Origin of the sequence: Vibrio echinoideorum (assembly GCF_024347455.1) — a bacterium.
In the GTDB taxonomy this organism is placed as follows: domain Bacteria; phylum Pseudomonadota; class Gammaproteobacteria; order Enterobacterales; family Vibrionaceae; genus Vibrio; species Vibrio echinoideorum.
On record NZ_AP025483.1, the window covers coordinates 1,438,396 to 1,451,060 of the forward strand.

Below are 12,665 nucleotides of genomic sequence, written 5' to 3' on the forward strand. Positions count from 1 at the left end.
TAGTTACGTGTCCGATAGTTAAGGGCACGATAGTGATTAGAAGCGAACCATCAAACCATAACGAAATAGGCCAGCAATGCTGGCCTATTTTTTGGTCACTGTATAAATCGAAAAGAGGTTACTTAAGAGAGTTGTGGATCAGGAACTCTTCTTCAACGCCTTTTAGTTTCATTTCATCCATAATGAAATTCACCGTGTTCAACAAACGTTGTTCACCTTTTGGAATCAGGTAGCCGAATTGGCTGTTGGTGAACGGTGTTTCACAGCGAGCAGCTTCAAGACGTTCATCAGTCACTTGATAGAACAGACCTTCAGGGGTTTCTGTCACCATCACATCAACTTTACCTTCCGCAACGGCTTGCGGAACATCTAGGTTGTTCTCGTAACGTGTAAAGCTCGCATCTTGTAAGTTAGCATCCGCGAAAATCTCATTAGTCCCGCCGATATTGACGCCAACACGCACAGAAGAAAGGTTCACTTTCTCAATGCTGTTGTATTGTTCTGCTTTGCCTTTCGCAACTAAGAAACACTTACCAAAGGTCATGTAGCCTTGAGTTTGTTCTGCGTTTAACTGACGCTGCATTTTACGTGTGATACCGCCCATCGCGATGTCGTATTTATCGCTGTCGAGGTCGGTTAGCAGATCTTTCCATGTAGTACGGACAATCTGTAATTCGACGCCCAGCTGCTCTGCAACATGCTTAGCTACGTCAATGTCATAACCAGAATAGCTCTTGCCATCAAAGTAAGAGAAAGGTTTGTAGTCGCCAGTGGTGCCAACGCGAAGTGTGCCTGATTTTTGGATGTCTTCTAATTGGTCAGCTTGTGCTACACCAGAGAGCGCCAGAGTAATGGAAGCAAGTAATAGTGATGTTTTTGTCATTGTAATTATCTGTTGTGTTTGTGTTGTTGTTCAAAGTAACAGAAAGAAAAGCAGAAAGAGATCAAACCATTGGAAATGGTTGTCAAGGAGATGAACACCGAGGGAAGGTTGGGGGATTTGCATAGAGTCTTGAAAATAGAGGCGTGTACGTACTAGTTCAATTTTGATAAACCGTAGACAAACAAAAAGCCCATGTTATCGAATAACATGGGCTTCATTTTGGTTTAACTTGTTAGCTGCTTATTTTAGCTGTTTAGCTATTTAGCAACTGACTCGTTGTTCATCTTAGCCGGAGCTTTAGATGCGTTAACCAGTAGGATACCAACGGTTAGTACCATCGAACCACATAGTAGGAACAACAAGCGTCCTGTTGGTTCGTTTGGAATTAGAGCCATTGCTAGAATACCGAAACCTGCTGTGCTGATAAGCTTACCAAGCATTGAACGCTGTTTAGTATCTAGGTTTTGTTGCTCTTCACCTTCAGCAACAAGTGGTGTATTCCAGTTAGTAAACAATGTATCAACTTCTTTCTCACGCTCAGTTGATAGAGGTTTATAGAAGAATTGAGTTGCTAAGAAGAAGCCACCAGTAAAGATTACGTGTGCAGCTAAGCTTAAGCCAACTTTAAGATCTGCCCACTCACGACCAGTCAATTGTTGCTCTAAACCAAATAGGTGTTCAATATCTTCTGCTTGTAGAGAAATACCAAAGATGTAAGAAACAAAACCACCGACAATCAATGTAGTCCAAGCCGACCAATCTGGTGTTTTACGAATAATCATACCTAGGAAGATTGGAATAAGCATTGGGAAGCCGATTAATGCACCCACGTTCATTACGATATCAAATAAGCTTAAGTGACGTAACGAGTTAATGTATAGGCCAATCGAGATAATGATTATACCCATCAGAATTGTCGTTAGCTTACTTACAATCACGAGTTCTTTTTGCTCTGCATTCTTGCGAAGAACAGGGCTATAGAAGTTCATTACAAAGATGCCAGCGTTACGGTTCAAACCTGAATCCATAGAAGACATTGTTGCAGCGAACATCGCAGACATTAATAGACCAACCATACCTGCTGGCATTACGTTTTGTACGAATGCTAGGTAAGCAGCATCACCCGCTTTATCACCCATTGAAGCGTACTCCAATGCGAAATCAGGCATGAATGCACTTACGTACCAAGGTGGTAGGAACCAGATAAGAGGGCCAACAACCATTAGGATACATGCTAAGCCTGCCGCTTTACGCGCATTTTCACTGTCTTTAGCACATAAGTAACGATAAGCATTGATACTGTTATTCATTACACCGAACTGCTTCACAAAGATGAAAACAACCCATAGTACGAATACACTTACATAGTTGAGGTTATTCCCCAACATGAAGTCACCTTGGAAATTATCAACAATGTTCGTAATGCCACCACCGTGGAAGTAAGCAGCAACCGCACAAGTGATCGTAACCGCCATGATAACTAGCATTTGCATGAAGTCAGATGCGACAACGGCCCAAGACCCACCAGTTACCGACATGATGACTAACACAGCACCGGTGAAGATGATGGTGGTTTCCATAGGGATATTAAATACAGCAGCAACAAAGATTGCTAGACCATTTAGCCAAATACCTGCAGAAATTAGGCTGTCCGGCATACCGAACCAAGTAAAGAATTGCTCTGAAGTTTTACCAAAACGCTGTCTGATTGCTTCAATCGCGGTTACAACACGAAGTTGACGGAACTTTGGGGCAAAGTACATGTAGTTCATGAAATAACCAAATGCATTGGCTAAGAACAGAATTACAATAACAAAACCATCGGAGAATGCGCGTCCTGCGGCTCCAGTAAACGTCCATGCTGAAAACTGTGTCATGAAGGCGGTTGCACCAACCATCCACCACAACATTTTGCCGCCCCCTCTGAAGTAATCACTAGTCGACGTGGTGAACTTACGGAACATCCAACCAATAGCGATTAAAAAGAAGAAGTAGGCGAGAACAACAAAAGTATCAATAGTCATCTTTTCAGCCTTTTAAATATCATAATTAACTGGGCTTAGATTAACGCGTCCAAAGGTTTATTTGTACTACAATATGTCTTTAGTATGATCTAGGTCGCATTGATTTTTGAGCGCACACGACAAGCTAGCTTAACTTGCTGTTTTTATTGTCTTTAATTGTTTTTATGAATTGCTCTAGATCCAAGATAAATTGAAGCTCAAATGTTTATATGTATTACAATATAAGTAATAAGGCTTTAGTTTGCCTTATTTATAAGATTTTAATTATAACCGTAACAAATGTGCTACAACTGAACGTGGTTGTGCGACGGGATTCACGTTAAATCTCCGTACTAAATCGCAAAATATTGTTTCTAGCATTTAAGTGTAGCTTATTGTTTTTATGTCGCTATTTTCTATTTCACGCCCTGAATTGCTCATTATTTATCCGTACTATTTATCTACGCGATTTATCCGCTCAATTTTTCTGCTGTTCTTGTGTTTAGAGTCTTGGTTTGTCCAACCGCTCGAAATTGGAGTAGGCGCTAGCGAGAATTATACCCAATACCCAATATCCGATATCCGATATCCGATATCCGATAAGCGATAATCATAGCCATAAGCCTTGTATTGCTTCATGGCGATTTCTAACCATATGTAAGAGGTTTGTATGCTTAATAGTGAGTAAGGGCGGATGCGTCGATACAGGGCTCAAGACACGGTATGAGTCGAGTGAGTTAGATTACATAAGTGAGTGCTTAGAGTGTTTGCCAGGTCGTGTAAGGCGTTTTAGCACAGTGAAATAGCACGTGCACAAAATTACAAATTACCAGTCACAAAGCTGGTGGATGGCCTGATAAACGGGAATGTATTGTAGAGGTCTTAACTTGTTTGAGCGTCGTGCTCTTCAGGTAACAGCCTCAAACTATCAACGATCAAACTTCAGTTACCCAAAAGATTTAGATAACAAAATCCAGTTATTGAAAAACCTCAGATAACAAAAAGCCCCACCGAAGTGAGGCTTTATCACGAAATCTAAAACAGATTAAGCGTTAACGTGAGCAACAGCATCACGAACAAGCTTACCTAGTTCGTCCCATTTACCTTCGTCGATAAGGTTAGTTGGAACCATCCAAGTACCGCCACACGCAAGTACAGAAGGGATAGATAGATATTCATCTACATTCTTTAAGCTTACGCCGCCAGTAGGCATGAATTTAACAGGGTAAACCGCTGTTAGTGCTTTAAGCATACCAGTACCGCCAGAAGGCTCAGCAGGGAAGAACTTCAACGTGCGAAGACCCATTTCCATTGCTTGCTCAACTAGGCTTGGGTTGTTTACGCCCGGTACGATAGCAACACCTTTATCGATACAGTATTGAACAGTACGTGGGTTAAAACCTGGGCTTACGATGAAATCAACACCCGCTTCGATAGATGCGTCAACTTGCTCGTTAGTCAGTACTGTACCTGAACCGATTAGCATGTCAGGGAACTCTTTACGCATGATGCGAATCGCTTCGATTGCACATTCTGTACGTAGTGTGATTTCTGCACATGGCATGCCGTTTTCAACAAGTGCTTTACCTAGAGGGATAGCGTCTTCAGCACGGTTGATAGCGATTACAGGAATTACTTTTAGGTTTGCTAGTTGTTCATTTAATGTAGTCATGAATTCTTTCTCACGTTAATTATGGGCTTGCTTTTAACTAAGCAAACCCTTGATTAATATATAAAGTGCGTAATTATAGAGACAGATCAGGCGTCGCATCTACAGGAATGATAGCACCTGGATGCTGAATCACGGTTCCTGCCACAATATGACCTGCAAATGCTGCGTCACGAGCATTACCGCCGCTCAAACGCTTAGCCAAGAAGCCAGCACTGAACGAGTCGCCAGCAGCCGTAGTATCTACGATGTTGTCAACTGGGTTTGGAGCTACATATTGAGCACTTTGGCTTTCGACGACTAAGCAGTCTTTCGCGCCACGTTTGATCACGATCTCTTTCACACCAGACTCAGACGTACGAGCAATACATTGTTCAATGCTTTCGTCGCCGTATAACTCTTGTTCATCATCAAACGTTAGTAGAGCCGTGTCGGTGTACTTAAGCATTTTCAAGTACCAAGAAATTGCTTCTTGTTGGCTTTCCCAAAGTTTAGGACGGTAGTTATTGTCGAAGAATACTTGACCGCCTTGAGCTTTAAATTTGTCTAAGAAGTTAAACAGCTGTGTGCGACCATTTTCTGTCAAGATAGCAAGCGTAATGCCACTTAGGTAAACCGCATCAAAAGAGAACAGCTTATCAAGTAGAGCAGGCGTGTCTTGCTGATCAAACATGAACTTCGCTGCAGCATCACTACGCCAGTAGTGGAAGCTACGCTCACCAGTTTCATCGGTCTCGATGTAATAAAGCCCTGGTTGTTTGTGATCGAGCTGAGCCACCAAGCTTGTGTCGATACCTTCAGCTTGCCACTTTTCTAACATGTCAGTACTGAATGGGTCAGTGCCAAGTGCTGTTACATAGCTTGTTTGGATGCCATGTTCTTTTGTTAAGCGTGACAGGTAAAGTGCAGTATTTAGCGTATCGCCACCAAAACTTTGCTTAAGCCCATCTTGTTTCTTTTGTAGCTCAACCATGCACTCGCCAATGACCGCGATGTTTAATGATTTCATATGCTTACCTTAGCAACTGAGGTTGCGCTATTCATTATTTTAAAAAGTCTTCACGCGCAGGGTTGAAGATATCAAGAAGGATGCTGTCTTGCTCTAGTGCAACAGCACCGTGCATCATGTGTTTACGAGCGAAGTAAGCGTCGCCTTCTTTAAGTACTCTCTTCTCGCCTTCGATCTCAGCTTCAAAGCTACCACGAACAACATAACCGATTTGGTCATGAATTTCGTGTGTGTGAGGATGGCCAATGGCACCCTTATCAAAACACAGGTGTACAGCCATTAGATCGTCAGTGTAAGCAACGATTTTACGTTTAATACCGCCACCAAGTTCTTCCCATGGATTTTCATCTAGCATAAAGAAAGAGTTCATTGTGTATCTCCTAATCTGTTTAAATCTTTTAAGTGTAACTAGCTTGCATTCATAATAAGGGAATGAGCCTAATTGTAATACAATATATCTAAAATTGTGTGATATTGATCAAGTGATACTTTATATAGCGTAAATAAATCAACAACTTAACAAATGCTCGATATTTGTCATTATTTAACTACATCAATGACTTATGGTGATTTATGTGATTCTACTCATCATTTAGCACCGAATAGGTATGATTAAAGCTCATATTGTATTACTTTATATGGAGTTTGAAAATTTAATCAAAGTTTAAACAGATAAACTCTTTATTGAGGGTGACAAAGAATATGACTACCAAACCAGTATTGTTGACTGAAGCAGAAATTGAGCAACTTCACCTTGAAGTGGGCCGTTCTAGCTTAATGGGCAAAACCATTGCAGCGAACGCGAAAGACTTAGAAGCGTTTATGCGTTTACCTATTGATGTTCCAGGTCACGGTGAAGCAGGGGGTTACGAGCATAACCGCCATAAGCAAAATTACACGTACATGAACTTAGCTGGTCGCATGTTCTTGATCACTAAAGAGCAAAAATACGCTGACTTCGTTACAAAATTATTAGAAGTGTACGCAGACAAATATCTAACGTTTGATTACCACGTACAGAAAAACACTAACCCAACAGGTCGTTTGTTCCACCAAATCCTGAACGAGCACTGTTGGTTAATGTTCTCAAGCTTAGCTTACTCTTGTGTTGCTTCAACAATGACACAAGAACAACGTGACAACATTGAGTCTCGCATTTTCGAACCAATGTTAGAAATGTTCACGGTTAAATACGCACACGACTTCGACCGCATTCATAACCACGGAATTTGGGCAGTAGCCGCTGTGGGTATCTGTGGTCTTGCTCTAGGCAAGCGCGAGTACCTTGAAATGTCAGTGTACGGCATCGATCGTAACGATACTGGCGGTTTCCTAGCGCAAATTTCTCAACTGTTTGCACCTTCTGGTTACTACATGGAAGGTCCTTACTACCACCGTTACGCGATTCGTCCAACGTGTGTATTTGCTGAAGTTATTCACCGTCACATGCCTGAAGTTGATATCTACAACTACAAAGGCGGCGTGATTGGTAACACAGTACAAGCAATGCTCTCTACGGCTTACCCGAACGGTGAATTCCCAGCATTAAACGATGCGTCTCGTACTATGGGCATCACTGATATGGGTGTTCAGGTTGCCGTAAGTGTTTACAGCAAGCATTACTCTTCTGAAAGTGGCGTTGACCAAAACATTCTTGGTATGGCGAAGATTCAAGACGCAGTATGGATGCACCCATGTGGTCTTGAGCTATCTAAAGCCTACGAAGAGGCTTCAGCTAAACAAGAAATCGGCATGCCTTTCTGGCCAAGTGTTGAATTGAGCGAGGGTCCTGAAGGCCACAACGGCGCACAAGGCTTTCTCCGTATGCAGGATAAGAAAGGCGACGTTTCTCAACTTGTTATGAACTACGGCCAACACGGCATGGGCCACGGCAACTTTGATACGTTGGGTATTTCTTTCTTCAACCGCGGTCAAGAAGTGTTACGTGAATACGGCTTCTGTCGTTGGGTTAACGTTGAGCCAAAATTCGGTGGTCGTTACCTAGACGAAAACAAATCTTACGCTCGTCAAACGATTGCTCATAACGCAGTAACGATTGATGAAAAATGTCAGAACAACTTTGACGTTGAACGTGCAGACGCGGTACACGGTTTACCTCACTTCTTCAAAGTTGAAGACGAGAAAATCACTGGCATGAGCGCATTTGCTAACGATCACTACGAAGGTTTTGACATGCAACGCAGCGTGTTCATGCTAGACCTTGAAGAGTTTGAGTCTCCGCTATTGCTAGACTTGTACCGCTTAGGTTCTACAAAAGGCGGCGAAGGCGATCACCAATTTGACTACTCTCATCAATATCAAGGTCAAATTGTTCGCACTAACTTCGAATACCAAGCAAACAAAGAGCTAAATACACTAGGTAGTGACTTCGGTTACCAACACCTATGGAATGTAGCAAGTGGTGAAGTGAATGGCACTGCGTTAGTTAGCTGGTTACAAAACAACACGTACTACACTTGGTTGGGTACAAGTTCAAACGAGAACGGAGAAATCATCTTCACTCGTACTGGTGCTAACGATCCAAGCTTTAACCTACGTTCAGAGCCTGCATTCATTCTACGTAGCAAAGGCGAAACAACATTGTTTGCTTCTGTTCTAGAAACACACGGTTACTTTAACGAAGAATTCGAGCAATCAGTAAACGCCCGTGGTGTTGTGAAAAACATCAATGTTGTTGCTCACACGAATGTAGGTTCAGTAGTAGAGATTACGACAGAGAAATCAAACGTGACAGTGATGATCAGTAACCAACTTGGCGCAACTGACAGCACTGAACACAAAGTAGAACTGAACGGCAAAGTATACAGCTGGACAGGCTTCTACTCAGTAGAAACAATTTTAAATCCAGAATTAGCAAGCACAGCAGAGCAGGGGAAATAATAATGAGCTATCAACCACTTTTACTTAACTTTGAAGAAGCAGCAGAGCTTCGTAAAGAACTTGGCAAGGATAGCCTATTAGGTAATGCACTGACTCGCGACATTAAACAAACTGACGCTTACATGGCTGAAGTTGGCATTGAAGTACCAGGTCACGGTGAAGGCGGCGGTTACGAGCACAACCGCCACAAGCAAAACTACATCCACATGGATCTAGCAGGTCGTTTGTTCCTTATCACTGAGGAAACAAAGTACCGTGATTACATCGTTGATATGCTAACAGCGTACGCGACGGTGTACCCAACACTTGAAAGTAACGTAAGCCGTGACTCTAATCCTCCGGGTAAGCTGTTCCACCAAACGTTGAACGAGAACATGTGGATGCTTTACGCTTCTTGCGCGTACAGCTGTATTTACCACACAATCTCTGAAGAGCAGAAGCGCCTGATCGAAGACGATCTTCTTAAGCAAATGATCGAAATGTTCGTTGTTACTTACGCACACGACTTCGATATCGTACACAACCACGGCCTATGGGCAGTGGCAGCAGTAGGTATCTGTGGCTACGCGATCAACGACCAAGAATCTGTAGACAAAGCACTATATGGCCTGAAACTAGACAAAGTAAGCGGCGGTTTCTTAGCGCAACTTGACCAACTGTTTTCGCCAGACGGCTACTACATGGAAGGTCCTTACTACCACCGTTTCTCTCTACGTCCAATCTACCTGTTCGCAGAAGCGATTGAACGTCGTCAGCCTGAAGTTGGTATCTATGAATTCAACGATTCAGTGATCAAGACAACGTCTTACTCTGTATTCAAAACGGCATTCCCAGACGGTACATTGCCAGCTCTGAACGATTCATCGAAGACAATCTCTATCAACGATGAAGGCGTTATCATGGCAACATCTGTGTGTTACCACCGTTACGAGCAGACTGAAACTCTGCTTGGTATGGCTAACCACCAACAAAACGTTTGGGTTCATGCTTCAGGTAAAACATTGTCTGACGCGGTTGATTCAGCAGACGACATCAAAGCATTCAACTGGGGCAGCCTGTTTGTAACCGACGGCCCTGAAGGTGAAAAAGGCGGCGTAAGCATCCTTCGTCACCGTGACGAGAAAGACGACGATACGATGGCGTTGATCTGGTTTGGTCAACACGGCAGCGATCACCAGTACCACTCTGCTCTAGACCACGGTCACTACGATGGATTGCACCTAAGCGTATTCAACCGTGGCCACGAAGTACTGCACGATTACGGCTTCGGTCGCTGGGTAAACGTTGAGCCTAAATTTGGCGGTCGTTACATTCCAGAGAACAAGTCTTACTGTAAGCAGACGGTTGCTCACAACACAGTAACGGTTGATCAGAAAACGCAGAACAACTTCAACACAGCATTGGCTGAGTCTAAGTTTGGTCAGAAGCACTTCTTCGTAGCAGACGACCAGTCTCTGCAAGGCATGAGTGGCACAATTTCTGAGTACTACACAGGCATAGACATGCAACGCAGCGTGATTCTTGCTGAACTTCCTGAGTTCGAGAAGCCACTAGTTATCGATGTATACCGCATTGAAGCTGACGCTGAGCACCAGTACGACCTACCCGTTCACCACTCTGGGCAGATCATCCGTACTGACTTTGATTACAACATGGAAAAAACGCTTAAGCCATTAGGTGAAGATAACGGTTACCAACATCTATGGAACGTTGCTTCAGGTAAAGTGAACGAAGAAGGTTCTTTAGTTAGCTGGCTACATGACAGCAGCTACTACAGCCTAGTAACCAGCGCGAATGCGGGCAGCGAAGTTATTTTTGCTCGCACTGGTGCTAACGATCCAGACTTCAACCTTAAGAGTGAGCCTGCGTTCATCTTACGTCAGTCTGGTCAAAACCACGTGTTTGCTTCTGTACTAGAAACGCATGGTTACTTTAACGAGTCGATCGAAGCCTCTGTAGGCGCTCGTGGTCTAGTTAAATCAGTATCTGTTGTGGGCGATAACAGTGTCGGGACTGTTGTTCGCATTCAGACTACTTCTGGCAACACTTACCACTACGGTATCTCAAACCAAGCTGAAGACACGCAGCAAGCAACTCACACTGTTGAGTTCGCGGGTGAGACATACTCGTGGGAAGGATCATTTGCTCAACTGTAAATGATTAACATACATGTCGTTTAACGATGACATGTATTGATGTGGTGCTTTGCGGGAACGAAGCATCACATTGAATTCAGTCGTGATTGCAAAATCGTTCGTTGAAACCAACAACGACTGAAAACATCGGGAATAAGTCAAACCGAGTAACTCTCACGAGTTGCTCGGTTTTTTTATGTCTGTAGAAAAGGGAATAATGTGAGCAGAGAAGGAGAACGTATTAAATAATTGATAACAGTCAATGTGGTGTCGATGTGTAGGCTACAGTATGTGTTAGAAATGAAATAATTAATGATAAATCATGAAGTTAATTGAAGGGTTGGCGATAATACTTACTGCTTCTTGTTCCGCCTATGCTGTTGCGGATAGCACGCAAAACAATGTAAATACAGAGCAATTCGTGCGTTACCATTATCAAGACAAAAACAGCTACGGAAAGTTGGTTAAAGACGCTATTTTTCCAATCAATGGTGACATCTTTAGCAAATATTCAATTGAAAAAACCTCGATTCCACTTGAATCAGTTGAACTGTTGCTTCCTACTGAGCCAGAGAAAGTCTTTGCCGTTGGTATGAACTACGTGAGTCATGCTGCTTCTCATCCTGATTTACCGCCTCCTTTATTCTTGAAACTGCCGTCTTCTTTGATTTTATCGGGTGAAACCATTCATGCCCCTTTTGATGCTCAGAATGTGCATTTTGAAGGTGAACTCGTGGTCGTGATTGGCAAAGAAATCAGTAAAGCCAGTCAAGAAGAAGCAGAAGATGCAATTTTCGGTGTCACGGTGGGTAATGATATAACGGAAAGAAGTTGGCAGAACAGTGATTTACAATGGTTGCGAGCCAAGGCATCGGATGGGTTTGGACCGATTGGTCACACTATTGTGAAAGGCATTGATTATAACAATGTCGAACTTACAACGCGTGTTAACGGCGATATCGTTCAGCAAGAGAACACCTCGTTTATGATCCACAAGCCGCGCAAAGTCGTCAGTTATTTGAGCCACTATTTTACCTTAAAGCCGGGTGACCTAGTGTTCATGGGTACGCCGGGGAGAACCCATGCATTGTCTGATAAAGATGAAGTGTCGGTGACGATCGAAGGCGTAGGGACGGTCACTAATGAAGTGCGGTTTTAATTGTGGGACTAATTTATAGGGTTTCCATTAAACAAAAAGCCTACTCAGTGAGTAGGCTTCGAGATGCTCTATTATCTAGATAAAAGCTTTTCTTGCTTTGGCAGCTAACCATTCAGAGAAGACTACTGTCACTAGAATCGCAAAGAAAATCACCGTTACTTGAGGCCATGCCAACATCGCCATTGACTCTTGCAGTTTCAATCCAATACCGCCAGCACCAACTAAACCTAACACTGTTGACTCTCGAATATTGATATCCCAACGGAACAAGCTCGTGCCGATGAAACTTGGCATTACTTGCGGAAGAATGCCGTAGTTCAACACTTGCAGTGGAGACGCCCCCGTCGATTGAATCGCCGACATCTGGGTGACGTTCACTTCTTCAATCGCTTCGTACATCAACTTAGCCACGAAACCAATCGAGCGCAGCGCAATCGCGATAATACCGGCTAGTAGCCCTGGGCCGATGATCGCCACTAATAATAAAGCCCAAATCAATGAGTTAATCGAACGACTTGCCGCAATGATGAACAGTGCGATAGGCCTAATAAACGTCGTGCTTGGTGTTGTGTTGCGTGCGGCTAAGAACGCAACTGGAAACGCGAGTACGATCCCTAATAGGGTGCCAAGTGTTGCGATATTAATCGTGTCCCACAGCGGGCTCCAAAGTGACTCTAAGTAGCTCCATCTTGGTGGCCACATGCGTGAAGAAATATCAGCAAGTTGATTAGGTGAATCCGTTACAAAATACCAGATTGTCTCTTTGTTCATGACCTGCCAGGCAAAAACGGTTAAAGCAACAAAGCAAAGCCAACCGAGCCAAAGCATTAGGCTCTGTTTGCTGTCGTAACGCTGCCATTGGGTACGATTCATGGCGCTTGAAGGTGTGTCATTTAGCGTGCTCAT

9 protein-coding genes are annotated in these 12,665 nt (G+C 43.3%); 3 read left to right on the top strand and 6 right to left on the bottom strand.

Translation table 11 applies throughout. From position 1 onward, the window contains the following. Nucleotides 1-118: 118 nt before the first annotated feature. The 5 genes from OCV36_RS06480 to OCV36_RS06500 form a co-directional block, all read right to left on the bottom strand. Nucleotides 119-883 (bottom strand): transporter substrate-binding domain-containing protein, encoded by a 765-nt coding sequence (locus OCV36_RS06480; protein WP_017076755.1) that lies wholly within the window; start codon nt 881-883, stop codon nt 119-121. A 257-nt stretch (nt 884-1,140) separates the two neighbouring features. Further along, the gene (locus OCV36_RS06485; protein WP_017076754.1) at nt 1,141-2,907 is read right to left on the bottom strand and encodes a sodium:solute symporter family transporter; all 1,767 of its coding nucleotides are present in this window, start codon (nt 2,905-2,907) and stop codon (nt 1,141-1,143) included. 1,024 nt (nt 2,908-3,931) lie between these two features. Then, entirely contained in the window at nt 3,932-4,558 is a 627-nt protein-coding gene (locus OCV36_RS06490; protein WP_010438323.1) for a bifunctional 4-hydroxy-2-oxoglutarate aldolase/2-dehydro-3-deoxy-phosphogluconate aldolase, read from the bottom strand. A gap of 73 nt (nt 4,559-4,631) precedes the next feature. Continuing rightward, entirely contained in the window at nt 4,632-5,564 is a 933-nt protein-coding gene (locus OCV36_RS06495) for a 2-dehydro-3-deoxygluconokinase (protein ID WP_010438326.1), read from the bottom strand. A gap of 34 nt (nt 5,565-5,598) precedes the next feature. Next, on the bottom strand, nt 5,599-5,934 hold the full coding sequence (locus tag OCV36_RS06500) for a cupin domain-containing protein (RefSeq protein ID WP_010438329.1): 336 nt from the start codon (nt 5,932-5,934) through the stop codon (nt 5,599-5,601). 332 nt (nt 5,935-6,266) lie between these two features. Here OCV36_RS06500 and OCV36_RS06505 point away from each other — a divergent pair, with 332 nt between their 5' ends. From OCV36_RS06505 to OCV36_RS06515, 3 genes are all read left to right on the top strand, one after another. Beyond that, nucleotides 6,267-8,465: a heparinase II/III domain-containing protein gene (locus tag OCV36_RS06505; RefSeq protein WP_135456482.1), complete on the top strand. Its 2,199-nt coding sequence runs from the start codon at nt 6,267-6,269 to the stop codon at nt 8,463-8,465. A 2-nt stretch (nt 8,466-8,467) separates the two neighbouring features. Continuing rightward, complete coding sequence (locus OCV36_RS06510; protein ID WP_135456480.1) at nt 8,468-10,621, top strand: heparinase II/III domain-containing protein; 2,154 nt, start codon at nt 8,468-8,470, stop codon at nt 10,619-10,621. A gap of 301 nt (nt 10,622-10,922) precedes the next feature. Beyond that, nucleotides 10,923-11,759 (top strand): fumarylacetoacetate hydrolase family protein, encoded by an 837-nt coding sequence (locus tag OCV36_RS06515; protein WP_135456479.1) that lies wholly within the window; start codon nt 10,923-10,925, stop codon nt 11,757-11,759. A 75-nt stretch (nt 11,760-11,834) separates the two neighbouring features. On the opposite strand, the gene phnE is transcribed toward OCV36_RS06515, so the two are convergent. Beyond that, complete coding sequence (gene phnE / locus OCV36_RS06520; RefSeq protein WP_135456477.1) at nt 11,835-12,665, bottom strand: phosphonate ABC transporter, permease protein PhnE; 831 nt, start codon at nt 12,663-12,665, stop codon at nt 11,835-11,837.